General features: G+C 66.1%; 26 protein-coding genes and 1 riboswitch. Of the genes, 10 read left to right on the top strand and 16 right to left on the bottom strand.

What is annotated here, in order from left to right; genetic code table 11:
- Nucleotides 1–58 precede the first annotated feature (58 nt).
- Together TK90_RS00680 and TK90_RS00675 are read right to left on the bottom strand one after the other, a co-directional pair.
- Nucleotides 59–1,315 (bottom strand): inorganic phosphate transporter, encoded by a 1,257-nt coding sequence (locus tag TK90_RS00680; protein WP_012981557.1) that lies wholly within the window; start codon nt 1,313–1,315, stop codon nt 59–61.
- Between the two features lie 27 nt (nt 1,316–1,342).
- The gene (locus tag TK90_RS00675; RefSeq protein ID WP_012981556.1) at nt 1,343–2,023 is read right to left on the bottom strand and encodes a TIGR00153 family protein; all 681 of its coding nucleotides are present in this window, start codon (nt 2,021–2,023) and stop codon (nt 1,343–1,345) included.
- Between the two features lie 100 nt (nt 2,024–2,123).
- A riboswitch (TPP riboswitch) is annotated at nt 2,124–2,222 on the top strand.
- Nucleotides 2,223–2,299: 77 nt separating this feature from the next.
- Here TK90_RS00675 and thiC point away from each other — a divergent pair.
- Both thiC and TK90_RS00665 read left to right on the top strand, forming a co-directional pair.
- On the top strand, nt 2,300–4,189 hold the full coding sequence (gene thiC, locus TK90_RS00670) for a phosphomethylpyrimidine synthase ThiC (protein ID WP_012981555.1): 1,890 nt from the start codon (nt 2,300–2,302) through the stop codon (nt 4,187–4,189).
- 153 nt (nt 4,190–4,342) lie between these two features.
- A complete protein-coding gene (locus tag TK90_RS00665; protein ID WP_028490869.1) occupies nt 4,343–5,002 on the top strand; it encodes a hypothetical protein in 660 nt (219 codons plus the stop codon).
- 59 nt (nt 5,003–5,061) lie between these two features.
- Here TK90_RS00665 and TK90_RS00660 read toward each other — a convergent pair whose 3' ends face one another.
- A complete protein-coding gene (locus TK90_RS00660; RefSeq protein WP_012981553.1) occupies nt 5,062–6,129 on the bottom strand; it encodes a diguanylate cyclase in 1,068 nt (355 codons plus the stop codon).
- 111 nt (nt 6,130–6,240) lie between these two features.
- Nucleotides 6,241–6,621: a DUF5362 family protein gene (locus TK90_RS00655; RefSeq protein ID WP_012981552.1), complete on the bottom strand. Its 381-nt coding sequence runs from the start codon at nt 6,619–6,621 to the stop codon at nt 6,241–6,243.
- Between the two features lie 131 nt (nt 6,622–6,752).
- Here TK90_RS00655 and TK90_RS00650 point away from each other — a divergent pair, with 131 nt between their 5' ends.
- Both TK90_RS00650 and TK90_RS00645 read left to right on the top strand, forming a co-directional pair.
- A complete protein-coding gene (locus TK90_RS00650; protein WP_012981551.1) occupies nt 6,753–7,286 on the top strand; it encodes an FHA domain-containing protein in 534 nt (177 codons plus the stop codon).
- A 14-nt stretch (nt 7,287–7,300) separates the two neighbouring features.
- A complete protein-coding gene (locus TK90_RS00645) occupies nt 7,301–8,989 on the top strand; it encodes a serine/threonine-protein kinase (protein ID WP_012981550.1) in 1,689 nt (562 codons plus the stop codon).
- 16 nt (nt 8,990–9,005) lie between these two features.
- Here the strand turns inward: TK90_RS00645 and TK90_RS00640 are convergent, their stop codons facing one another.
- The 12 genes from TK90_RS00640 to soxY form a co-directional block, all read right to left on the bottom strand.
- On the bottom strand, nt 9,006–9,362 hold the full coding sequence (locus TK90_RS00640) for a cupin domain-containing protein (RefSeq protein WP_012981549.1): 357 nt from the start codon (nt 9,360–9,362) through the stop codon (nt 9,006–9,008).
- Nucleotides 9,363–9,370: 8 nt separating this feature from the next.
- Nucleotides 9,371–10,921: a 2,3-bisphosphoglycerate-independent phosphoglycerate mutase gene (gpmI, locus tag TK90_RS00635; RefSeq protein WP_012981548.1), complete on the bottom strand. Its 1,551-nt coding sequence runs from the start codon at nt 10,919–10,921 to the stop codon at nt 9,371–9,373.
- Nucleotides 10,922–11,059: 138 nt separating this feature from the next.
- The gene (gene tatC / locus TK90_RS00630; protein WP_012981547.1) at nt 11,060–12,256 is read right to left on the bottom strand and encodes a twin-arginine translocase subunit TatC; all 1,197 of its coding nucleotides are present in this window, start codon (nt 12,254–12,256) and stop codon (nt 11,060–11,062) included.
- Nucleotides 12,253–12,957, bottom strand: a complete 705-nt coding sequence (gene tatB, locus TK90_RS00625) for a Sec-independent protein translocase protein TatB (protein ID WP_012981546.1) — start codon at nt 12,955–12,957, stop codon at nt 12,253–12,255. Before tatB ends, tatC begins: the two co-directional genes overlap by 4 nt.
- A 44-nt stretch (nt 12,958–13,001) precedes the next feature.
- Nucleotides 13,002–13,304 (bottom strand): twin-arginine translocase TatA/TatE family subunit, encoded by a 303-nt coding sequence (gene tatA / locus TK90_RS00620; protein WP_012981545.1) that lies wholly within the window; start codon nt 13,302–13,304, stop codon nt 13,002–13,004.
- A 73-nt stretch (nt 13,305–13,377) separates the two neighbouring features.
- Nucleotides 13,378–13,755: a phosphoribosyl-ATP diphosphatase gene (locus TK90_RS00615; protein ID WP_012981544.1), complete on the bottom strand. Its 378-nt coding sequence runs from the start codon at nt 13,753–13,755 to the stop codon at nt 13,378–13,380.
- On the bottom strand, nt 13,755–14,546 hold the full coding sequence (gene hisF / locus TK90_RS00610) for an imidazole glycerol phosphate synthase subunit HisF (protein WP_012981543.1): 792 nt from the start codon (nt 14,544–14,546) through the stop codon (nt 13,755–13,757). The genes TK90_RS00615 and hisF overlap by 1 nt, the downstream gene beginning before the upstream one ends.
- Before the next feature lies 1 nt (nt 14,547).
- Nucleotides 14,548–15,279: a 1-(5-phosphoribosyl)-5-[(5-phosphoribosylamino)methylideneamino]imidazole-4-carboxamide isomerase gene (gene hisA, locus TK90_RS00605; RefSeq protein WP_012981542.1), complete on the bottom strand. Its 732-nt coding sequence runs from the start codon at nt 15,277–15,279 to the stop codon at nt 14,548–14,550.
- Between the two features lie 10 nt (nt 15,280–15,289).
- The gene (hisH, locus tag TK90_RS00600) at nt 15,290–15,946 is read right to left on the bottom strand and encodes an imidazole glycerol phosphate synthase subunit HisH (protein ID WP_012981541.1); all 657 of its coding nucleotides are present in this window, start codon (nt 15,944–15,946) and stop codon (nt 15,290–15,292) included.
- A 26-nt stretch (nt 15,947–15,972) separates the two neighbouring features.
- The gene (hisB, locus tag TK90_RS00595) at nt 15,973–16,566 is read right to left on the bottom strand and encodes an imidazoleglycerol-phosphate dehydratase HisB (protein ID WP_012981540.1); all 594 of its coding nucleotides are present in this window, start codon (nt 16,564–16,566) and stop codon (nt 15,973–15,975) included.
- A 150-nt stretch (nt 16,567–16,716) separates the two neighbouring features.
- Nucleotides 16,717–17,001, bottom strand: a complete 285-nt coding sequence (gene soxZ, locus TK90_RS00590) for a thiosulfate oxidation carrier complex protein SoxZ (RefSeq protein ID WP_012981539.1) — start codon at nt 16,999–17,001, stop codon at nt 16,717–16,719.
- A gap of 46 nt (nt 17,002–17,047) precedes the next feature.
- Nucleotides 17,048–17,521: a thiosulfate oxidation carrier protein SoxY gene (soxY, locus tag TK90_RS00585; RefSeq protein WP_012981538.1), complete on the bottom strand. Its 474-nt coding sequence runs from the start codon at nt 17,519–17,521 to the stop codon at nt 17,048–17,050.
- A 312-nt stretch (nt 17,522–17,833) separates the two neighbouring features.
- On the opposite strand from soxY, the gene TK90_RS14525 reads away from it, so the two are divergent.
- Genes TK90_RS14525 through xerC form a run of 6 tightly spaced genes read left to right on the top strand, consistent with a single transcriptional unit; the run spans nt 17,834 to nt 22,436 of the window.
- On the top strand, nt 17,834–17,968 hold the full coding sequence (locus TK90_RS14525) for a lipoprotein (RefSeq protein ID WP_012981537.1): 135 nt from the start codon (nt 17,834–17,836) through the stop codon (nt 17,966–17,968).
- The gene (lysA, locus tag TK90_RS00580; protein ID WP_012981536.1) at nt 17,969–19,273 is read left to right on the top strand and encodes a diaminopimelate decarboxylase; all 1,305 of its coding nucleotides are present in this window, start codon (nt 17,969–17,971) and stop codon (nt 19,271–19,273) included.
- Nucleotides 19,270–19,944: a trans-aconitate 2-methyltransferase gene (locus TK90_RS00575; protein ID WP_012981535.1), complete on the top strand. Its 675-nt coding sequence runs from the start codon at nt 19,270–19,272 to the stop codon at nt 19,942–19,944. The genes lysA and TK90_RS00575 overlap by 4 nt, the downstream gene beginning before the upstream one ends.
- Nucleotides 19,944–20,780 (top strand): diaminopimelate epimerase, encoded by an 837-nt coding sequence (dapF, locus tag TK90_RS00570; RefSeq protein ID WP_012981534.1) that lies wholly within the window; start codon nt 19,944–19,946, stop codon nt 20,778–20,780. The genes TK90_RS00575 and dapF overlap by 1 nt, the downstream gene beginning before the upstream one ends.
- Nucleotides 20,777–21,514 (top strand): DUF484 family protein, encoded by a 738-nt coding sequence (locus TK90_RS00565; protein WP_012981533.1) that lies wholly within the window; start codon nt 20,777–20,779, stop codon nt 21,512–21,514. The genes dapF and TK90_RS00565 overlap by 4 nt, the downstream gene beginning before the upstream one ends.
- On the top strand, nt 21,486–22,436 hold the full coding sequence (xerC, locus tag TK90_RS00560; protein ID WP_012981532.1) for a tyrosine recombinase XerC: 951 nt from the start codon (nt 21,486–21,488) through the stop codon (nt 22,434–22,436). The genes TK90_RS00565 and xerC overlap by 29 nt, the downstream gene beginning before the upstream one ends.
- The last annotated feature ends 123 nt before the right edge of the window (nt 22,437–22,559 follow it).

Here is a 22,559-nt window from a genome sequence, read left to right as displayed (position 1 = left end):
CGGGCCTTTCTTGTTAGGGGGGCCGCTTTATTAGGGCCAGGGCTTGCCGCCTCTGCAGCTAACCGAGCAACCCGCGCAGAATGAAGAAGAACACGATGGCCAGGATCGCCCCGGCCGGCAGGGTCACGATCCAGGACATGAAGATCATGCGCACCAGGCGCAGGTCGATCGCGGCGATCCCGCGCGCCATGCCGACACCCAGGATCGCCCCCACCAGCGTATGGGTGGTGGAGATTGGCAGCCCGGTACCGGAGGCCAGTACGACGGTCGCAGCCGCCGCCGCGGTGGCCGCGTAACCGCGGCTGGGCGTCAGCTGGGTGATGCCGGTGCCGACCGTGGCGATCACCTTGTGGCCATAGGTAAACAGCCCGAACACGATCCCGAAGCCGCCCAGCAGCAGGACCCACATCGGCACCACGGTCTCCGGGTCCACCTCGCCAGTCTGGATCACGTCCACCACCGCGGCCAGCGGCCCGACCGCGTTCGCGACATCGTTGGAGCCCAGCGCGAAGGCCATCGCACAACCGGTGACGACCATCATCACGCCGAAGACCTTCTCGACATCGCTGAAGTGCGAGCCGTGGGCTTGCAAGGAGGCCTCCTCGAAACGCAGGCGCCGGATCGCGAAGAGTCCGACCACCACCACCGCCACGCTGATCAGTACGGCGAAGCTGTAGGCCTGGGCGGTAGTGAGGTCCAGCCCGACGTGCGTCAGCCCCTTGAACATCGTGACCAGCGCGGTCACGAAGGCCGTCAGAAAGATATACAGCGGCGCCCAGCGCTTGGCGTTCTTCAGCGGGTCGACGGTGTCGAGGATCAGCAACTGGATGCTGCGGAACAGCGCGAAGGCGATCATCCCGCCGATCATCGGGGACAGCACCCAGGAGATCGCGATGGTCCCGACGCGCTCCCAGCGCACCACTTCAAATCCGAGGCCCACCACCGCAAAGCCGATGATCGCGCCGATGATGGAGTGCGTGGTGGAGACCGGCCAGCCGAAATAGGAAGCGGTCAATAGCCAGGTGCCCGCCGCCGCCAGCGCCGCGAGCATGCCGTAGACCAGCAGCGAAGGACTGTCCGCGAGCAGTGCCGAGTCCACCATCCCGCTGCGGATGGTCTGCGTCACCTCGCCGCCCGCCAGCCACGCCCCGGCAAACACGAACACCGCGGCCACAAAGACCGCCTGGCGAATGTTGAGGGCCCGCGAGCCGACCGAGGTACCCATTGCGTTGGCGACATCGTTGGCGCCAATACCCCAGGCCATGAAGAGCCCGAAGATGACTGCAAGGCCGAGCAACAGGGTGCCGTATTCCATGCGGTCCTCGGTACGTGGTGCGAGTGGTTACTTGGCCAGCATCAGCTGCAGGCGGCTGCCCACGCGCTGGGCCAGATCGGCCAGCTCGCCTATGGAATCAATCACGCGATACATGAAGATCACGTTCACCGGGGGCAGCTCCGCCTCCTGGGCAAACAGGATCTCGCGTACCTCGCGCTGGGCCTCGTCGGATTCGTGCTCGATCTGGTCCAGCTCGGTCAGGATGTCGTTGACCACCTCGACCTCGTGTCCGCGAAAGCCCGCCTCGACCAGCTCGTCCAGCTCGTTGACCGCGCGCCCGGCCTGATTGACCGCATCCACACTGCGATCCAGAAAGCGCTGCAATGGACCCTGCATATTGGCCGGGAACTGCATCTGGCGGCCCAGCATCAGCCCCGCGATGTCCTTGGCCATGTTTGCGATGCGGTCCTGGATCAGCAGGGTGTCGAGCACGTCGCGGCGCGACATCGCCAGCATCATGCCCTTGGGCAGGTGCAGCCGCAGGTCCTTCTTCAGGCGGTCGGCTTCGTGCTCGAGCTTGACGATCTTCTTCTGCTGAACGCGCGCGGTGTCCCAGTCGTCCCGGGCCATGGCCTCGATGAACGGCGGGAGCTCGGCGATGCAGGCGCGCACCTTCTCCATGTGCGCCTGCAGGGGGCGCACCGGCGAACGGCCAAACAGTTCGAAGACGAAGTTCTTGGGGCTCATGGCGGCGCGAAGAATGTCACAAAGGCGCAATGTACCGCAAAACAACCCTCGATACCCTGTCGCCTGCAGGCGAATGTGTGCCGCGTGCGCTACAATCGTGGCCCAGAGCTGGGGGTGCCCGTACCACATGTCGGGCTGAGAGAGTCCCCTTGAACCTGAACCGGTTAACACCGGCGGAGGGAAGCTCGGTCAACGGTCTGCTGTACCTGGGGTTCCTGCCCCCGCGATCGCCCTGCCCGCGCTCCCTTCGCCCCACGCGTCAGCAGAGGTCCGATCATGAGCGCCATCCCCGAGTCGTTTGCCCGCAAGACCGCCGAGGTCTCCGCGGAGGTCACCCGCCCGTTCCCGAACTCCGAGAAGCGTTACGTCGAGGGTTCGCGCGCGGACATCCGCGTGCCGTATCGCGAGGTCGCGCAGACGCCGACGATGACCTCCGGCACCCCCGAAGAGAACCCGCCGATCCCGGTCTACGACACCTCCGGCCCCTACACCGACCCCGACGCAAGCATCGACCTGCACCGGGGGCTGGCGGACCTGCGCGGCCCCTGGATCGACGAACGCGCGGACACCGAGTGGCTGGACGGCCCGAGCTCCGAGTACGGCCGCGCCCGCGCCGCCGATCCGGAACTGGCCAGCCTGCGCTTCGGGCACATCCGCCCGCCGCGCCGCGCGCAGGCCGGCGCGAACGTCTCGCAGATGCACTACGCCCGGAAGGGCATCATCACCCCGGAGATGGAGTACGTCGCGATCCGCGAGAACAACCGCCTGCAGGAGCTGCGCGCCGACCCGCGCTACCAGAAGCTGCTGCGCCAGCACGCCGGCGAGTCGTTCGGCGCCTCCATCCCGGATGAAATCACCCCCGAGTTCGTGCGTGACGAGATTGCCCGCGGTCGCGCGATCATCCCCGCCAACATCAACCACCCCGAGCTCGAGCCGATGATCATCGGCCGCAACTTCCGGGTGAAGGTGAACACCAACATCGGCAACTCCGCGGTCACCTCCTCGATCGAGGAGGAGGTAGAAAAGCTTGTCTGGTCCGCGCGCTGGGGCGGCGACACCCTGATGGACCTGTCCACCGGCAAGAACATCCACGAGACCCGCGAGTGGATCCTGCGCAACTCGCCGGTACCGATCGGCACCGTGCCGATCTACCAGGCGCTGGAGAAGGTCGACGGCAAGCCCGAGGACCTGACCTGGGAGCTGTTCCGCGACACCCTGATCGAGCAGGCCGAGCAGGGCGTGGATTACTTCACCATCCACGCCGGCGTGCGGTTGCAGTACGTGCCGCTGACTGCTGACCGCGTGACCGGCATCGTCTCCCGCGGCGGTTCGATCATGGCCAAGTGGTGCCTGGCGCATCACCAGGAGAACTTCCTCTACACCCACTTTGACGAGATCTGCGAGATCATGAAGGCCTTCGACGTCTCGTTCTCGCTGGGGGACGGCCTGCGCCCCGGCTGCCTGGCCGATGCCAACGACGCCGCCCAGTTCGGCGAGCTGGAGACCCTGGGCGAGCTGACGCAGAAGGCCTGGGCGCACGACGTGCAGGTGATGATCGAGGGCCCCGGCCACGTCCCGCTGCAGAAGGTGAAGGAGAACGTCGACAAGGAGCTGGAGGACTGCTTCGAGGCGCCGTTCTACACCCTTGGCCCGCTGGTGACCGACATCGCCCCGGCCTACGACCACATCACCTCCGGTATCGGCGCGGCCAACATCGGCTGGTACGGCACCGCGATGCTCTGCTACGTGACGCCGAAAGAACATCTGGGCCTGCCCAACAAGCAGGACGTGCGCGACGGCATCATCACCTACAAGATCGCCGCCCACGCCGCCGACCTGGCCAAGGGCTTCCCCGGCGCGCAGCTGCAGGACAACGCCCTGTCCAAGGCACGCTTCGAGTTCCGCTGGGAGGACCAGTTCAACCTGGCACTGGACCCGGAGCGCGCGCGCGAATTCCACGACGAGACCCTGCCGAAGGAGGCGCACAAGGTCGCCCACTTCTGCTCCATGTGCGGCCCGAACTTCTGCTCCATGAAGATCACCCAGGACGTGCGCGACTATGCCGCGGCCCAGGGCATCAGCGCTGACGAGGCCCTGCAGAAGGGCATGCAGGAGAAGGCGGTGGAATTCGTCGAGAAGGGCGCGGAGATCTACCGCAAGACCTGAGGCCCCAACAACGAAACCCGGGTGGCAGCCCGGGACACGCTGATTCAATCGCAATAGGCGATCATGGCGGCGTTATCGGCTGACGGGGAGGCGGGTTCTGTGACGAGCCACTAACCGATCGCTCGCCCCGCGCAGAATGGACGTCTACGCTTGTTGTACTGCGCCCGGCACAAGTACCGCCAGGAGGACCACGGCATCGCGACCGCCAGCCGCTATCGCAGCGCCAGCGCCCTCGCCGCGTTGCTGGCCGCCTGTCAGATTGGGGCGGCCACAGCCCGAGACGACGGAGCGGCCGTACAGCAGCGGCCAGACATCTCGGTCTTCGCCTATGGCGCTCGCTGGACCGACACCCGCTTCGTCGAGATCCTCCAGTTCCAGACCGCGATGCAGGACTCGCACCTGGCGGCCGCGGGCATCTCTCGCCGCCTCCACCGCTTCAGTGACCATCTGCATCTCGAAGGCGAGATCAGTGTCGCCCGGCACTGGGGTCAGCAGGATCACTTCGAACTAAACGCGGCCGCCAACCTGCGCTGGACCCGCTTCCCCTGGGACCAACTGGTGGACACCTCGGCCGCTTGGGGCATCGGCCCCTCGCGTGCCTTCGGCGATCCGGTCATCGAGGATCGCCGCCCCAGCCGCACCCAGGCGTTCATGATGGCCGAAGTCACCTTCGCGCCGTCCGCGTCACGAGACAGTTCATGGGAGGCCTTCCTCCGTATCCATCACCGCTCCGGCGTCTTTGGTGTGGTCAGCGATGCCAGCGGTTCCAATTTCATCGGCACCGGTGTCCGCTTTCACTTCGGCCCTCGATAACACGCTAACCGGCCACACCAGCGGCCGTCGGAAAACCACTACTGTGCCCTTGTCCGGGCTCAACGCACCTCGATGCGGTTGCGGCCGTTCTTCTTGGCCGCGTACAGGGCCTGGTCGGCCCGGTCGAAGGTATCGACCCGGCGCTCGCCCGGGCGGTATTCGGTCACACCGAAGCTCGCGGTGCGCCGCCCGACGGCGTCAAAGTCAAAGGCGTTGATCCGGGCCTGCAGGTCGCGGGCCGCCGCCTGCGCCTGCTCGGCGTCGGTCTGTGGCAGCAGCACGAAGAATTCCTCGCCGCCAATACGCCCAATGGCATCCACCTTGCGCAGGTTCTGGCGCAGAAGCTCGGCGAACTGTTTGAGGACCGTGTCACCGGTCCTGTGGCCCCAGGTATCGTTCACGGCCTTGAAGTAGTCGATGTCGATCAGGATCACAGAAAATGGCTGGCCATAGCGCTCGGTGCGCGCACACTCCTCCTCGAACAACTGCTCGATATGCGCACGATTCGACAATGAGGTCAGCTCGTCGACCTGCGCCGAATGCGCCAGCTCCCGTTGCTGCAGGAAGGTAAGTTTCAGGGCCCGTTCCAGCACGAAGGCACTCAGGCAACCAAACGAAAACGCCGCCAGCACCCACAGCAGGTGCAGCTGTAGCAAGCCGGTCTCCAGGGTCTGGAGGAGACTGGCCGCCACGACCAGCACCACGATCCCGGTAGCGGCCAGTGCGGCCTGACGCAGGGCCAGGCCCGAGATCGCAAAGGTCCACATGATGCTCAGATAGATCTCGGGGGCGAACACCAGAAACTGTGGCGAACCGGCATTCAGGTAGAGGTTGGCGGCATTCGCGACCACTGGCGCGATAATCAGCAAGGCCCACATCGGACGCTGGAGCGACGCGCGGAAAGTCATCGCCGCCACGGCCAGCAACATGCCGGGCACCAGCAAGCCATGGGCCAGCAGCCGCTGGCCCGACGCATCGACGGCTACCGTCTGCTCGATGGCGGCATACAACAGATATAGCGCAGCGGTCAGAAACGCGATGTAGCGCACCTGCGGAATGCGCGTGGCACGCAGCCAGGCCGCAAACCCTCGCCGTGTGTCCTCGCCCTCCGCGTATAGCGGATCCATCCGTCCCCGCAGTCGCCTTGCTATATCCAAGATCCTGTTCCTTGCTTGCCAGGGTCGGCCGTTATGACCCCGGCTTGCGGAAGCCGTTCCGGGCGGGAGATGGCCCTGCGGTTACTGCATGTGTTCGCCCATGGCGCCGAGGCCCATCATGCCAGCGCCAATGCCGAACAGCATGCCGACGATCATCAGGGCCAGGTAGATCAGCAGCAGCACGCCGAAGATGGTGAAGTAGATGCGCAGTCGGCTCAGCGCGTACTTGATCTCCAGCGGGTCGGCGCTGTCGAAGGCGCGCTGCGAGGCGCCCGCCGCCTGCATCAGCACCACCCCGGCCCAGATCGGGATCCAGGCAATCAGGATGCCGACAATGGACAGGGCAGTGAGCACGCCCGAGATGACCAGCATGATACCGATCAGCTGCATCCAGAACTTGCCGCGCACCAGTGGTTCGATCAGTTCGCGAAGCTGCGGGTTGCCTGTCGATTCTGCTTCCATGCGAATACTCCTGTCCGTTGGGTTGGGAACGGTTCCGAGCATAGCAGCCTGACCGGGGCACCGTGCATTGTTCGCCATTGGGGCGAAAGGCATACTCGGGCGGTACACCGCAGCTGCGCAATGGAGGCCGCATGAGCGATCAGGGACGAGACAGTGAACGCGAGCGTAGTGGGCCGCAAGGGACCATGCTGTTCCAGGGCGCGACTTTGCCCGAGACGGAAGCCACCGCAGAGCAGTCGCGAACGCCCCCCGGTGGACACCCCGTCCTGGTGGGCGTCGCCGAACCCTTCCGCCAGCAACGCCTGACCCTCAAACCCGGCAAGCAGTCCGTCGGCCGACAGGGCGACAATGACATCGTGCTGCAGGAAGGCAGTGTCTCGTCGCAACACGCCTGGCTGGTCAACGACGGCGGGGCCTGCCGCGTGGTCAACCTTCTCTCGACGAACGGCACCTGGGTGAACGAGCGCAAGGTGCACGAGGCCACGCTGAATGACGGCGACCATGTCCGTTTCGGGCGCGCGGAGTTCATCTTCCGGCGCCGGGATGACGGCTCCGAGGCCGTGCCCGTCGGTGGCGTCCGGCGGTCCTCCTGGCGCTGGATCGGCGTGGCAGTGGCGATTCTGGTGCTCGCCGCGGTCGCGCGCATCCTGCTCGAAAACACCTGAACGAGCCGTCCGGCGTGCAGCGCATCGGTCGCTATGGCGTAGGCGAGGAGATCGGTCGCGGGGCGATGGCCGTAATCTATCGCGGCTTCGACCCGGAGATTCGCCGCGAACTTGCGATCAAGTGCCTGCAGGATGACTACGCACGCCGGCCCGAGTATCGCCGCCGGTTTCTGGTGGAGGCGCGCGCAGCCGGCACACTGACCCACCCGGGGATCGTGACGATCTTCGACGTCGGCGAATCCGGGGACCGCCCGTTTATCGCGATGGAACTGCTGGACGGGATTACGCTCGCCGCCTTCGCCGAGCAGTTCCGCCCGCTGCTATTGCGCAACGTACTCAAGATCGCGATCCAGCTGACCGAGGCGCTCGATTACGCCCACCGCAATGGTGTGGTGCATCGCGATATCAAGCCGGAGAACATCATCGTCACCAGCGCCACGGTGAACATCAAGGTGATGGACTTCGGCATCGCCCAGACCCTGAATGATCCTGCCTGGCGGGCCGATTCGGATGGCTACGTCGCCGGCTCGCCCCACTACATGGCTCCGGAACAGATTCGTGGCCTGTCCACCGACGCCCGCGCGGACCTCTACTCGGTGGGGGTCGTCCTGTATGAACTGCTCACCGGCTCGACACCCTTTCGCGGACACGAGGTCGAAGGGCTGCTGACCCGAGTGGTGCGCGACCCGCCACCGCCCTTGCGCCCGATCGTCCGGGATTGCCCCCCGGAGCTGATCGAGCTGGTCGAACGGCTGCTGGAGAAACAACCGGACCAGCGCTACCAGTCAGCCGGAGAGCTGCTAGTAGAGCTGCAACGGATCGACGAAGAGCGCATGGAACGCGAACGCGCCGGCGCCGGACGGCGGATCATCCCGCTGCGGTGGCGCTGGCCGGCAATCCTCGGAGCGACCGTGGCCATCACGCTGGCAGCCGCCGGCGCCCTGGTGCAGAAAAAACAGAACGAGGTGATCACGGACCTGGCCTTCGACTACGGGTCCACGCTGGCGCAGATCATCTCGGTGGAGAGCGCGGAGGACCTGCTGCTGGAGGACACCATCGCCGTACAGGGGCGGCTGCAGGACATGCAGGACAATCGCGAGATCGCGCTATTGAGCGTGGCGGACCACCAGGGGCGCGTGGTGGCGAGCAGCGATCGCGCATCGCTTGGCAGCCCATTTGAATCGCCCCCGGAGGAGCACCTGCTGACCCGTCGCGGGGGCCAGGCGATCTGGTCTCTGGAGGACCCGGACGGGCGCGAGATGTTCCTGTTCGAGGCACCCGTGCGCTTTCAGGAGATCGAGATCGGGCGGCTGCAGGTGGGCCTCTCGACCCGCTCGCTGCGTGCCGCCAATCAGACCACACTGCTGGCCCTGACGCTGCTCGCGTTGGTGACGTTGCTCGCCGTTTCGCTGGGTGCTTACGTACTCGCACGACGGCTGCAGGCGCCACTGGACACTCTGCGCGGGGCCCTCGATCAGATCGGACAAGGCCGGCTGGACACGCGCATCCGCGCCCGGCGACGCGATGATTTTGAACGGGTATATGCCGCCTACAACGCGATGGCGGACTCGCTGGAGGCGCGCATGAAGCAGCGCCCGGCACCCCAACAGCAAGCCCCGCAAGCGGAATCCGACAGCGAGCGGACGCTGATACTGGAGGAGGATACGGAGGCGGACCGCCCGGAACGGACGCCCCCCGCCTGAGCAAGCCGAGCCCCGGCTACAAGAGCTCGGTGTCGCCGTGCGAATAGGGTGGCGCGCAACTACACAGGATATGCAGCGGCTCGGTCCCGGTATTGCGGATGTTATGCGGGGTGCCGGGGTGGATGCAGACGGTATCCCCGACCGTCACCTCGAAGGTCTCCTCCCCGAGCCGCATCTCTCCGCGTCCGCGGGTGATGTGGTAGAGCTCCTCGGTCTGCGCATGGCGATGCAGGTGCGTGGTCGCACCCGGGGCGACCACTGCCTCGGCGAGGCTCTGGGCCGCATTGCCATGGGAATCCGGGTGCATCAGCTCGCGGATTTCGGAGCCGTCCTTGGTGTCATAGGCCGGGATGTCGTCGTAGCGCGTATACATGATCGGCCTCATGCCGGCTCGGGGACTTCCTCGAGCAACAGGCTGCAGCCACCCATTGCGGCGGGCTTGGGTACCCCCATCAATTCCAGCACCGTCGGGGCCACATCGGCCAGACCGCCGCCGGTACGCAGACGCCAGCGCTGCGAGTCGGTAATCATGCACATCACCGGGTAGATCGTGTGCTGGGTGTGCGGGTCGCCGGTCACCGGGTCGATGTACTCGTCGCAGTTGCCGTGGTCAGCGGTCACGATCACGGAATAACCCGCATCCTTCGCGGCATCCAGCACGCGTCCGACCTCGCGATCCAGCACCTCGACCGCCTGGAGCAGGGCCTCGCGCTTGGCCGTGTGGCCCACCATGTCGCCATTGGCAAAGTTCACCAGGATGAACCCGTAGCGCCCGCCTTCCATGGCTTTGATGGTCTCGTCGGCCACCTCAACCGCGCTCATCTCCGGCTGTTCGTCGTAGGTATCCACTGGCGGCGAGGGCACCATCACGCGCTGTTCTCCGGCGTAGGGCTCTTCCTTCCCGCCATTGAAGAAAAAGGTGACGTGGGCGTACTTCTCGGTCTCCGCGCAGTGGAACTGCGGGATACCGGCAGAGGCGATCGTGCTCCCCAGGGTGGTCGAGGGGCGCTCGGGCGGGAAGGCGATCGGCGACAGGAAGCGCGGGTCGTACTCGGTCAGACAGGTCTCGGCCACCGGGCGGAATTCACCACGGTCAAAGCCGTCGAAGTCGTCCAGACCCAGCGCGGCCGTCAGTTGACGCGGCCGGTCGTTGCGGAAGTTGAACAGCACGCAGACCGCGTCCTGCCCGAGCGGGGCACCGCCGTTGATGATGCGGGGATTGATGAACTCGTCGTCCTCGCCGGCGGCGTAGGCGGCCTCGATGGCCTCGCGCGCCGACCGTGCGGGCTCGCCCTCGGCGTAGGCAATCGCGCGGAAGGCCTTTTCGGTGCGGCTCCAGCGCTTGTCGCGATCCATGGCGTAATAACGACCGCATACCGTGGCAATGGCGCCGCCGGCGCTGGCCAGCTCCTCTTCCAGCGGGTCGAGGTAGTTGAGCGCGGAACGCGGGGCCGTGTCGCGACCGTCGGTGATCATGTGCACCATCGGCCGGGCGCCTTCGCGCTGGCAGATCTCGACCAGCGCGCGCAGGTGGCGGATATGCGAATGAACGCCACCATCGGACACCAGGCCAATCAGGTGCAGCGGCAGGTCATTATTCGCGGCCGCGCGGGCGGCACTGACCAGGGCGTCGTTCTCGTAAAAACTGCCATCGGCGATGGAGTCGTCGATGCGCACCAGATCCTGGTTGATCACGGTCCCCGCACCCAGGGTCAAATGGCCCACCTCGGAGTTGCCCATCTGGCCATCCGGCAGGCCAACGGCGCGGCCACAGGCATCCAGCGTGGTATGCGCATGGGTAGACAGGTACTCGTCAAGGCGCGGCGTGTTGGCCTCGGCGTAGGCGTTGTTCACCTTGGAGGGGTTTACTCCGACCCCGTCCATAACGATCAGCAGGACGGGGCGGCGGGGGGTCGGACGCGGGTCGGCCATCGCGGGTTCATTACCTGGGTCAATGGGTTATCCGGGCATTTTAGCAAGTTCCAATGCGCAGATGGACACCGCGGGGATCCAGTAGACGCTGGCGTGTGAAACAGTCAGCGTCTACCGGGAAACACCGATCAATGTTTCCTAGCGAAAACGCCCCTCGTCATAGTCTTCCTGCGAGGGCCCCTCGTCGGCCCGGGCATCGTCACGGGCAGGTTCCTGAGGCGTGTCATCTTGCGACAGATCGGTGCCTGGAGTTTCGTCCGTCTGCGATTCCGAGGACTTGCGCGCCTCTTTCTGGCGCTGGAGCTCGGCCTGTTCCGCCTCGATGCGGTCGAGTTCGGCATCCATCTCCTCGTCGGTCATCGGGGTGTAGCCCGCGCGCGCGGAGGCCGGGGTCTCCCGAGCCCCGGCGCTGGAGCTGGAGCTGGCCGCTCCAGCCGTGGCCGTGGCGGCTGCGGCCTTGCGGCTAGAGGTGCCAGACGCACCCTTGCCGCCACCACCAGGCCCACCGTCCGGGTCGTCGGGCCCATCGCCGGAGTCATCGCTCAGGTCATCGGGCTCATCGCCCCCTTGCGCGCGACGCTTCTCGGCCTTCTTGCGCTCCATGATGCGCGAGAGGATCAGGCCAATCTCGAACAGCAGCCACATCGGCAAGGCCAGCAGCGTCTGCGAGATGATATCCGGCGGCGTGAGCACCATGCCGATCAGGAACACCCCCACGATCACGTAGGGGCGCTTCTTGGCCAGCTTGTCGGGTGTGGTCGCCCCCAGCGAGACCAGAAGAATCGTCGCCACCGGCACCTCGAATGCGATGCCGAACGCGATGAACAGCATGATCACGAACGAGAGATAGCGCGAGATGTCGGTCATCACCGAGACCCCCTCGGGGGCGGTCGCGGTGAAGAAGGCGAAGATCAGCGGAAAAACCACGAAATACGCGAAGGCCATCCCGAGGTAGAACAGGATGGTGGACGAGGCCACCAGCGGAAGGGCCATGTTCTTTTCGTGGCTGTACAGCCCCGGCGCAACAAACGACCAGACCTGATAGAGCAGGTACGGGATGCTGATCACCACCGCCAACAGCAGGACCAGCTTGAACGGGATCAGGAACGGCGCGGCGACGTCGATCGCGATCATGCTGGTGCCTTCCGGCAGGTGCTGCATCAGCGGATCCGCCAGCCACGTGTATATCGGGTTGGCGAACGGGAACAGCACCAGGAACACCACCAGAATGGCGATGAACATCCTGAGGACACGATCACGCAGCTCGATCAGGTGCGTGAGCAGGGTTTCGGTGGCCTCCGGACTCGGTTCGACCTCCGGCTTGGTCTTGCTCATGAGTGCTTGTCGGGGGCCTGGTCGTCGTGAGTGGAGTCGCTTGACTGGTCCGGGGCGGCATCCTGGCGGTCCACGGACTCGGGGGTATCCGACTTCGCGGTGCGACGCGGGCGCACAGCCGGCTTCTTGCGCTTGGGTCGATCCGCCTCTCCAGCGCGTGCCTTGCGTTCGGCTTCCAGCGCCGGGTCGTCGGTCATCAGGTTGCCGTCTATACCCGAGCGGGTCGGCACCCGACGCACTTCAGCCTGCTCGGGATCGGCCTCGTCCTGGGCGTCGTCCGCATCCGCCGGGCGGCGCTCACGCACGGCCGGCTTCTTCGTCTGTTTATCCGTTGCAGCGCGCTTGTCGTCCAGGGCCTTCAGGTGGTCCTGCGTCAGGCCCTTGCGGGCGGCGGGCTTCCCCTCGATGTCCTCGCGCAGATCCTTTTCGGTTTCCTCGATGTCCTCGCGGAGATCCTTCTCGGTCTCCTCCATGGTGCCCTTGAGCTGACGGATCTCGCGCTCCTGGCTCTGGAGCATCTTGCGCAGCTCGTCGGTCTGTAGTTCCTGCTCGAAATCCGAACGCACGCTGTGCACGAAACGCCGGGTCTTGCCCACCCAGCGGCCGATCTCGCGCGCAAGGCCGGGCAGCCGCTCCGGTCCGACGACCAGGAGCGCGACCAGCACGATGATGATGATCTCCCAGAAACCGATGTCGAACATGCGCTAGCGCCGCCCGAGTCCGGCCGTTCCGCGCGGGGCGCGGATCAGGATTTCTTGTCCGACTGCGAGGTCTCGGTTTCCTGCTCCGAGCTGTTCTTCACCTCGCCGTCGACCACACGCCCCTTGTCGCCGGTCTGGTCCTCGACCTCAGGGGTCTCGCCATCCTGGCCTTCCGCGTTGTCATCCTGCTTGTTCTGGCCGTCCGGGTCCTTGACCGCCTGACGGAAGTTCTTCAGCGCGGAGCCGACGTCACCGCCCATGTTGCGCAGTTTCTTCGTGCCGAACAGCAGCACGACGATGAGCAGGATAATAAGAAGTTGCCAGATGCTGATGCCACCAATACCCATGGACTCTCTCCAAGATCATTCAACTTTGGGATAAGCCTGAACGGCGCCAGGCCCATAATCAATACGCAGCGTTTTATTTATCGTTTTTATCAGAGCGCTGCCCACTGGCCCGGCGCGCGGCCTTTTCCGCGATACCGGACAACCCGAAGCGCCGAGCCAGCTCGTCGAGGACGTCGTCGGGGTGGCGGCCCCGGGCCGCGAGCACAATCAGGCTATGAAACCACAGGTCCGCCATCTCCGACACCAGCGCGTCGCTGTCGTCGTTCTTGCCGGCGATAATGGTCTCCGCCGACTCCTCGCCGAGCTTCTTCAGCATTTCGTCGAGCCCCCGGGCGTGCAGCTTCGCCACGTAGGACTGCTCCGGGTCGGCCTGGCGCCGCTGTTCGATCACCTCGGCCAGCGCGCTCAGGAGTTCGGCACCCGCCCGGGCATCTGACGCACGCCCGGCCATCAGGCGGCCACCCCAGCGTCGTTCGGCCGTACGGGCACACCTGCCGCGGCCATCGCGTCCTTGGCCTCGCCCACCGTGTGCTGACCGAAATGGAAGATGCTGGCCGCCAGCACTGCGTCGGCATGGCCTTCGGTCACGCCCTCGACCAGGTGCTGCAACTCGCCCACGCCGCCGGAGGCAATGACCGGGATACCCACCGCATCGCTGACCGCCCGGGTCAGTTCCAGATCGAACCCGATCCGGGTGCCATCACGATCCATGCTGGTCAGCAGGATCTCGCCGGCCCCGAGGGACTCCATCCGCTGCGCCCACTCGACGACTTCCAGATCGGTCTCGCGGCGCCCACCGTGGGTGAACACCTCCCAGCGAGGGGACTCGCCTTCCGCGCTGACGCGCTTGGCGTCGATCGCCACCACGATGCACTGGCTGCCGACCCAGTCGGCCGCCTCGCGCACCAGCTCCGGGCGGTGCACGGCGGCGGTATTGATCGAGACCTTGTCGGCCCCGGCATTCAGCAGGCGGCGGATATCCTCCACCGCCCGCACGCCGCCACCCACGGTCAGCGGGATAAAGACCTCGCGCGCGACCTCCTCGACCACATGCAGGATGGTGTCGCGATCATCACTGGAGGCCGTGATATCGAGAAAGGTGATCTCGTCCGCGCCCTGCGCGTTGTAGCGCCGCGCGATCTCCACCGGGTCGCCGGCATCGCGGATGCCGACAAAGTTCACGCCCTTGACGACGCGGCCGGCATCGACATCCAGGCAGGGGATGATGCGCTTGGCCAGCATCTCAGCCCCCGGACGCCGCCTTGCGCGCCTCTTCGAGCGTGAACGCGCCCTCGTACAGCGCGCGTCCGACGATGGCCCCCGTGATGCCCTCTTCCTCGTTCTCGGCGAGCTGGCGCAGGTCATCCAGCGAGCTGATCCCGCCAGAGGCGATCACCGGCACGCGCACGTTGCTGGCCAGGCGGGCGGTGGCCTCGACATTGGGGCCCTTCATCATCCCGTCGCGGGCGATATCGGTATAGACGAAGGCCACCACACCATCGGCCTCGAAATGCTGGGCCAGATCAATCACATCGTGGTGCGACAGCTTCGACCAGCCATCCACCGCCAGCTTGCCGTCCTTCGCGTCCAGCCCGACGATGATGCGCCCGGGAAACTCCAGGCACAGGTCATTGACGAAGTGCGGCGCGCTCACCGCGCGGGTGCCAATGATCACGAACTCCACCCCGGCATCCAGATAGGCCTGCACGGTGTCCTCGTCGCGAATCCCGCCGCCGATCTGGATCGGCAGGTCGGGGAAGGCCTCGGCGATCGCATGCACGGCCTCGGCATTACGCGGATGGCCCGCGAAGGCGCCATCCAGGTCGACGATGTGCAGGCGCTCCGCCCCGGCATCCACCCAGCGCTTCGCCATCTCCACCGGGTCTTCGCCGAACACGGTGGAATCCTCCATCTTGCCCTGGCGCAGGCGCACGCATTTGCCTTCCTTCAGATCAATTGCAGGAATGACCAGCATCTTGGACTCCTCACGCAGCCCCGGGACCCTCACCGTCCCAGCGCAGAAAGTTATGCAACAGGCGCAGCCCGCAGGCGGCGCTCTTCTCCGGGTGGCACTGCATGGTGAACAGCGAGCCGCGCGCCAGTGCCGAGGCAAAGGTCTCGCCATAATCGGTGCGCCCGGCGATATCCGTCTCATTCTCCGGCAACACGCGATAGCTGTGTACAAAATAGAACCACGGCGTCTCGGGCAGGCCGTGCCACAGGGGGTGCTCGCCCGTCGGCAGGACCCGGTTCCACCCCATGTGCGGGATCTTCAGGCGCCGGCCGTCCGGGCCATCGCATTCCGGGAAACGTGCGACCCGCCCCGGCAGTATGCCCAGAAGATCGACCCCGCCGCTCTCTTCGCTGTGCTGCATCAGGATCTGCTGCCCCAGGCACAGGCCAAGGAAGGGCCGATCCGCAGTCAGCTCGGGCAACAGGCGATCGAGCCCCCGCGAGGCCAGCGCGCGCATCGCATCACCGGCCGCCCCCTGCCCCGGAAAGACCAGGCGATCGGCCTCACGCAGGGTGTCGGGATCGTCCGTCAGCAGGATGCGCTGATCGGCACCGGACTCGTGTTCGAGCGCGCGAACCACCGAGTGCAGGTTACCCATGCCGTAGTCAATGACGGCAACTGTTTCCATGGCCGGGAAATCCCTTGCGTTCTTCCTTAAAGGCTGCCCTTGGTCGACGGGGTAATCCCCTCCGCGCGCGGGTCGGCCTCGGCCGCCATGCGCAGCGCGCGTCCAAAGGCCTTGAAGATGGTCTCGGCCACGTGGTGCGCGTTGTCTCCGCGAAGGCTGTCGATGTGCAGGGTCATCCAGGCATGGTTGACCAGCCCCTGGAAGAACTCGTGAAAGAGATCCACATCGAACTCGCCGATGTGCGAACGCCGAAAGTCCGCGTGCATCTCCAGCCCCGGGCGCCCTGAAAAATCGATCACTACCCGCGCCAGGGCCTCGTCCAGCGGGACGTAGGCATGGCCGTAGCGGCGGATGCCCTTCTTGTCCCCCAAGGCCTTGGCCAGCGCCTGCCCGAGCGTGATGCCGACATCCTCGACCGTGTGATGCGCGTCGATATGCAGGTCGCCCTGCGCACGCACCGAGAGATCGACCATGCCGTGGCGGGCCACCTGGTCGAGCATGTGATCGAGGAACGGGACACCGGTTTCCAGCTGGCTTGTGCCCTTGCCATCAAGGTTGAGCTCGACGGTGATCTGGGTCTCGAGGGTGTCGCGGCGGATGCTAGCAGTACGTTCAGTCATGATTCCGATTCAAGACGACAAAGGCTCAGTGTAGCAAGGCTGGCCACGGCCCGGTACGCACACCGGATCGGGGCACTCGCCTGCCATGCAATTGGCAAAAAAAAGCCGGGACCCGAGGGCCCCGGCTGGACGTCAGGAAGCGAGGCTTCCTTAGCCGACTTCGACTTCGGTCGAATCGGATTCGCCCTTGTTGTCCGTCCAGGAGACGGACACGGTGTCGCCGGCGGAACCGTCGAACTCGACCTGCAGGAACGGGTTACGAGAGACAGTGAAGTTCCAGTAGGCGGTAATGGCGTCTTCGCCGTTACGCTTGATTTCCACGGTTTCGATGAAGTGCGGACCACCATCATCATCCGGGACCAGCATGTCGTGGCTCATCAGAGCGCGGACGTTAACAACGCCGTTGCTTTCTTGGGCGCGAACTCGAATAGACATATCTTATTCCTCCAATAGGGTTCGATCAGCGATTGGGGCGCGCGGCTTAACCGCCGCAGCCACCGACCGTGACCTTCACTTCGCGGACCGTCTTGTACCAGCTGTCGCCAGACTTCACGGCGGCCACGACGTTCGAGGACTCACCCAGACGGATGCGGCTGGACACTTTCGGCTTGGTGCCGGAGGCCAGGATGTAGTGGGCGGTCGCGGCGAAGTCGTTTTCCTCGGCGAACAGGGCGATCTCGGTGACGTCGTCCAGGCTGGTTTCGATCGAAACCGGGACCACGGCGCCGTTCTCGGCGATTTCCGGGGCGCTCAGATCGATGTCGTCGCTATCCGGGATGTCGGTGGAGCCGAGCGCAGCTTCCATCGCGGCGTCCAGGCCCTCGGCCTCGAACGTGGAGGACGGCCAGGCGGCCAGCAGCTTGCTCGGAGCCAGCAGGCCAGCCCCAACGGCCACGCCGACGGTGCCGGCGGCGAGAGTGCCTTTCAGGAAGACACGACGCTTGGTGCTAATCATGGAGATCTCCTCTCATCTTTTTGGGTCAGTTCCGGGTTATCCGGCGGCGTTTTAGCGGTTGCCCGCGTTTACGCCTGTTGCTTTGGACGGCGACCCCCGGGGATCTATTCCTTGGGGTCGGGCTCCATCGCTGACCAGCTTCAGTGGTCTTCTGCTGGTCTGGCAGGTTCATCCTCCCAAAGTTCGCTGAATCGATGATGAACAGATCACCAAGGGTTCAAAATCGGGTGAATGACAACGGATGGACCTGAAGCCAGCGCCGTATCAATGGCACACTATTGCCCTTCATTGCAACGACACCCCGGAACGAACATGCGTTCATGCAAGGCCCAGTGGCTCCTGATTGCGGTCGTGGTCGTGCTCGGCACGATGCAGATGCTCGCCTCCTGCGGACAGAAGGGTGATCTCTACCTGCCCGATGACGACGAAACCGAGGAGCGCCGCTGAATGGACTACTTCGACTACCACGGCAACACGCTGCATGCCGAAGGCGTGGCGCTGGACCACCTCGCCCAGCTGGTGGGTACGCCCGCCTACGTGTATTCGCGCGCCACCCTTGAGCGCCACTACCGCGCGTTCAGCGAGGCCCTGATCGGCACGCCGCACCAGGTCTGCTTCGCGGTGAAGGCGAACTCCGCGCTGGGGGTGCTGAACGTGCTCGCGCGCCTGGGCGCCGGCTTCGACATCGTCTCCGGCGGCGAACTGGAACGTGTACTGCGCGCCGGCGGCGACCCGGCGAAGGTCGTGTTCTCGGGCGTCGGCAAGACCGCGGCCGAGATGCGCCGGGCACTGAAGGTCGGCATCCATTGCTTCAACGTCGAATCCGCCCCGGAGCTGGAGCGGCTGGAGTCCATTGCGGCCGAGATGGGCGTGACCGCGCCGGTCTCGATCCGCGTGAACCCGGACGTCGACGCCGAGACCCATCCCTATATCGCCACCGGCCTGCGTGAGAACAAGTTCGGCGTTGCCATCGAGGAGGCGCCGGCGCTGTATGCCCGGGTACGCGACAGCCAGCACCTGGAGGCCACCGGCGTCGATTTCCACATCGGCTCGCAGCTGACCCGGATCGACCCGTTCACCGATGCCCTGAAACGCGTGCTGACGCTGGTCGACCAGCTGGCCGCAGACGGCATCGAACTCGAACATATCGATGTCGGCGGCGGGCTGGGCGTGCGCTACCGCGACGAGACCCCGCCGGAGCCGGACGCCTGGGCCAGTGCCCTGCGCAAGGTGATGGGCGAGCGCTCGCTGAAGGTGCTGCTGGAACCCGGCCGGGCAATCGCGGCCAACGCCGGGGTGTTCCTGACCCGCGTGGAGTACCTCAAGCACACCGAGGCCCACGACTTCGCGATCGTCGACGGGGCGATGAACGACCTGCTGCGCCCGGCCCTTTATGGCGCCTGGCAGGAGATCATCCCGGTCGTGCAGCGCCGTGAAACCGCCGCGCGCACCTACGACATCGTCGGCCCGGTCTGCGAGACCGGCGATTTCCTCGGCCGCGAACGCGAACTGGCACTGGCCGCGGGCGACGTGCTCGCCGTGCGCTCGGCCGGGGCCTACGGCTATGTCATGGCCGGCAACTACAATTCGCGCCCGCGCCCGCCGGAGATCATGGTCGACGGCGACCACTTCCAGATCATCAACCGCCGCGAGCAGGTCGACCACCTGATGATGCGCGAGAGCATGCTGCCCCGGGACCCCGAAGACGCGGACCCGGACGACGAAAACCCGCCCGGGAGCGTGGACCCGTGATCCCGCGCCGTCCGGAACCGGAGCTGATGCTGGAGCCAGAGCAGGCCCGGGCCTATGCCGACGCCGACTTCGCCGCCCCGCACGAAGGCTTCGTGGACGCCTTCGCCGAGGCCTTCCCGGGCCCGGTCACCGGCCCCGTACTGGATCTCGGCTGCGGGCCGGGCGATGTCTCGCTGCGCTTCGCCGCGCACTACCCGGCCTGCGAGGTCGACGGGCTCGACGGCGCGCCCGCGATGCTGGCCGCCGGTGACGCGCTGATGGCCGGCCACCCGGCCGCGCCGCGCGTGCACCTGGCCGAGGGCTGCCTGCCCGAGGCGCGCGGCCCGCGCGCCCCGTATGCCACGATCATCAGCAATTCCCTGCTGCATCACCTGCATGAACCCGCGGTACTGTGGCAGACCATCGTGCGCGATGGCGCAGCCGGCGCGGCCGTGTTCGTGATGGACCTGCGCCGGCCCGACTCGGAGCAAACGGTCAAGGCCCTGGTCGCGGAGTACGCAGCCGACGACCCGGACGTGCTGCGCCGCGACTTCGAACACTCCCTGCGCGCGGCCTTCACGCCCGACGAGGTGCGCGCGCAGCTGGCCGATGCCGGACTCGACGACTTCGCCGTCCGCGCCACCTCGGACCGGCACATGATCATCTTCGGGCACCTGCCGGAGGCCACCTGATGCGGCTGGAATTCACCAAGATGCACGGTCTGGGCAACGACTTCGTCGTCATCGACGGCACGCGCCAGGACGTCCGGCTCGACGAGGCGACGCTGCGCCAACTGGCGGATCGCCACTTCGGCATCGGCTGCGACCAGATCCTGCTGGTGGAGCCCCCGGGCGACCCAACACAGGCCCTGTTCCGCTACCGCATCTTCAATGCCGATGGCTCCGAGGTGGAGCAGTGCGGCAACGGTGCGCGCTGCTTCGCCCGCTTCGTGCGCGAGCAGGGCCTGACCGAGGCCCGCGAGATCCCGGTCGAGACCCTGGGCGGACGCATCGTGCTGCATGTGGAGGACGACGAGCACGTGCGGGTCAACATGGGGCAGCCCGTGTTCACGCCCGAACAGATCCCGCTGGTCGCCGAACACGAGGCTGATGCCTACACCCTGGACGTGCAGGGCCACGCGATCACACTGGGCGCGGTGTCCATGGGCAACCCCCATGCGGTGCTACTGGTCGACGACGTCGCGAGCGCGCCCGTGACCGAGGTCGGGCCGCTGATCGAGCGGCACGAGTGCTTCCCGCGCCGCGTGAATGTCGGCTTTGCCGCGCTGCGCGACCGCACGCATGTAGACCTGCGGGTATTCGAACGCGGGGTCGGCGAGACGCTGGCCTGTGGCAGCGGCGCGGCCGCCGCGATGGCCATTCTGCGCCGACGCAACCTCGTCGACGACGAGGTTGAAGTCTCGCTGCCGGGCGGTACCCTTGTGCTAAGCTGGAACGCACAGGCCGAAGCCCCGGTTTGGCTAACCGGACCGGCCACCACGGTTTTCAACGGCTGGATCGATCTATGACTGGGCAATCCTCCAACGCCTCTGCCGCGAAGCCCGCCAAGAACCGGGCTCCGGAAAACAACAACCATCAGGGGATCAGCGCGGGCGACGTCGAGGCCTACCTGCGCGACCACCCGGATTTCTTCCAGGATCACCTGCCACTGCTCGATATCCTGCGACTGCCGCATCCGGCCGGCGGCGCGGTGTCGCTGCTGGAGCGCCAGGTCACCCTGCTGCGCGAAAAGCACCGCGCGATGGAGCAGCACATGGGCGAGCTGGTCGAGCGCGCCCGCGACAACGAGCGCATGGGCCAGCACCTGCACGAACTGGCCAAGACCCTGATGCGCGCCGAAAACCTGGACGCGGTCCTCGCGCTGACTCAGGACGCCCTGCGCAACGAACTCGGCGCGGAGCGCGTGAGCATCCGCCTGGCCGATCGCGAGGTGGACGACCTGCACGCCCTGGAATCCAGCGAGCTGAGCACGTTCGACCCGTTGTTCGCGCGCGGCAAGGCCCAATGCGGCCGTGTGCCGGGCGAGATGCTGGACGTGCTGTTCGACTCCGCCGACGGTATCGGCTCCGCCATCCTGATGCCGCTGGGCGACGAGTCCGACCGCATCGGCGTGCTCGGACTGGCCAGCGACTCCGTGGATCGCTTCCAGCCCGACATGGGCACCTATTTCGTCACGCACATCGGCGACCTGCTGGCCGAATCGATCCGCTGCCATGTCGAGCGGACCCAATCCGCCGCCTGAGGCGGCGGCCGAAACCACAGCCCATGATGCGGATATCGCGGCCTTTCTGGCCCATTTGCGCGATGTTCGCGGCCATTCGCCGCATACCATCAAAGCCTACCAGCGCGACCTGGCTCACCTGCGCCGCCTGCACAGCGGGCCCTGGGATCAGCTGAAGGCCGCCGACATGCGGCGTATCGCCGGGCAGCTGGCTCGCCAGGGTCACCACCCGCGCTCGATCCAGCGCTTTCTGTCCGCCGCGCGCGGCTTTTTCGCCCATCAGGTCGAGCACCGCCGCATGCCGGCCAACCCGGCTGCCGGCCTGCGCGGACCGCGCGCGGGGCGCGCCCTGCCACGCGATCTCGACGTCGACCAGACCCAGCAGGCCCTGACCCCGGCCGAGGATCTCGACCCAATCCTGGCCGCCCGCGACCAGGCCATGCTGGAGCTGCTGTACTCCTCCGGGTTGCGCCTGTCGGAGCTGACCGGACTGGACCTCACCGATCTCGACCTGGATGCCGGGCTCGTACGCGTGCTGGGCAAGGGCCGCCGCGAGCGCAGCGTCCCGGTGGGGCGCATGGCGCGCGACGCCTTGCGGAACTGGCTGAAGTGCCGCGGCGACTGGGCCGCGCCGGACGCGCATGCCGTGTTCGTCAGCCGGCGCGGCCAGCGCATCGGCAACCGCGCCGTGCAGCGTCGCGTGGCCGAAGCCGGCCGCCGTGCCGGGCTGGACGTACGCCTGCACCCGCACCGTCTGCGCCATGCGTTCGCCAGCCACCTGCTGGAGTCGAGCGGCGATTTGCGAGCCATTCAGGAGCTTCTGGGTCACGCCAACCTTGAAACTACCCAGATCTATACCCATCTCGATTATCAGCATCTGGCACAGGTGTATGATGCCGCCCACCCGCGTGCCCGGAGAGACCGTTCGCCAGGCAAACGCTGAGTCCAGCTTTCTCCGGGCGGGGAACCAACAAAAACGACCGGGACCCAATCGCGTCCGGACCGAAAAAACGCCGGACGTCGCCACATCCTGTCCCTTGGTCCTTGCGCGCCGCCCGACGCGGCC

This window comes from Thioalkalivibrio sp. K90mix (assembly GCF_000025545.1).
Classification (GTDB): Bacteria; Pseudomonadota; Gammaproteobacteria; order Ectothiorhodospirales; family Ectothiorhodospiraceae; genus Thioalkalivibrio.
This window is presented reverse-complemented; position numbering and strand designations above follow the sequence as displayed.

Excerpts from the sequence above, each read along its gene's own strand:
- TK90_RS00680 (WP_012981557.1), bottom strand. The coding sequence starts at position 1,315 with ATGGAATACGGCACCCTGTTGCTCGGCCTTGCAGTCATCTTCGGGCTC.
- TK90_RS00675 (WP_012981556.1), bottom strand. The coding sequence starts at position 2,023 with ATGAGCCCCAAGAACTTCGTCTTCGAACTGTTTGGCCGTTCGCCGGTG.
- thiC (WP_012981555.1), top strand. The coding sequence starts at position 2,300 with ATGAGCGCCATCCCCGAGTCGTTTGCCCGCAAGACCGCCGAGGTCTCC.
- TK90_RS00660 (WP_012981553.1), bottom strand. The coding sequence starts at position 6,129 with ATGGATCCGCTATACGCGGAGGGCGAGGACACACGGCGAGGGTTTGCG.
- TK90_RS00655 (WP_012981552.1), bottom strand. The coding sequence starts at position 6,621 with ATGGAAGCAGAATCGACAGGCAACCCGCAGCTTCGCGAACTGATCGAA.
- TK90_RS00650 (WP_012981551.1), top strand. The coding sequence starts at position 6,753 with ATGAGCGATCAGGGACGAGACAGTGAACGCGAGCGTAGTGGGCCGCAA.
- TK90_RS00640 (WP_012981549.1), bottom strand. The coding sequence starts at position 9,362 with ATGTATACGCGCTACGACGACATCCCGGCCTATGACACCAAGGACGGC.
- gpmI (WP_012981548.1), bottom strand. The coding sequence starts at position 10,921 with ATGGCCGACCCGCGTCCGACCCCCCGCCGCCCCGTCCTGCTGATCGTT.
- tatC (WP_012981547.1), bottom strand. The coding sequence starts at position 12,256 with ATGAGCAAGACCAAGCCGGAGGTCGAACCGAGTCCGGAGGCCACCGAA.
- tatB (WP_012981546.1), bottom strand. The coding sequence starts at position 12,957 with ATGTTCGACATCGGTTTCTGGGAGATCATCATCATCGTGCTGGTCGCG.
- tatA (WP_012981545.1), bottom strand. The coding sequence starts at position 13,304 with ATGGGTATTGGTGGCATCAGCATCTGGCAACTTCTTATTATCCTGCTC.
- TK90_RS00615 (WP_012981544.1), bottom strand. The coding sequence starts at position 13,755 with ATGGCCGGGCGTGCGTCAGATGCCCGGGCGGGTGCCGAACTCCTGAGC.
- hisF (WP_012981543.1), bottom strand. The coding sequence starts at position 14,546 with ATGCTGGCCAAGCGCATCATCCCCTGCCTGGATGTCGATGCCGGCCGC.
- hisA (WP_012981542.1), bottom strand. The coding sequence starts at position 15,279 with ATGCTGGTCATTCCTGCAATTGATCTGAAGGAAGGCAAATGCGTGCGC.
- hisH (WP_012981541.1), bottom strand. The coding sequence starts at position 15,946 with ATGGAAACAGTTGCCGTCATTGACTACGGCATGGGTAACCTGCACTCG.
- hisB (WP_012981540.1), bottom strand. The coding sequence starts at position 16,566 with ATGACTGAACGTACTGCTAGCATCCGCCGCGACACCCTCGAGACCCAG.
- soxZ (WP_012981539.1), bottom strand. The coding sequence starts at position 17,001 with ATGTCTATTCGAGTTCGCGCCCAAGAAAGCAACGGCGTTGTTAACGTC.
- soxY (WP_012981538.1), bottom strand. The coding sequence starts at position 17,521 with ATGATTAGCACCAAGCGTCGTGTCTTCCTGAAAGGCACTCTCGCCGCC.
- TK90_RS14525 (WP_012981537.1), top strand. The coding sequence starts at position 17,834 with ATGCGTTCATGCAAGGCCCAGTGGCTCCTGATTGCGGTCGTGGTCGTG.
- lysA (WP_012981536.1), top strand. The coding sequence starts at position 17,969 with ATGGACTACTTCGACTACCACGGCAACACGCTGCATGCCGAAGGCGTG.
- dapF (WP_012981534.1), top strand. The coding sequence starts at position 19,944 with ATGCGGCTGGAATTCACCAAGATGCACGGTCTGGGCAACGACTTCGTC.
- TK90_RS00565 (WP_012981533.1), top strand. The coding sequence starts at position 20,777 with ATGACTGGGCAATCCTCCAACGCCTCTGCCGCGAAGCCCGCCAAGAAC.
- xerC (WP_012981532.1), top strand. The coding sequence starts at position 21,486 with ATGTCGAGCGGACCCAATCCGCCGCCTGAGGCGGCGGCCGAAACCACA.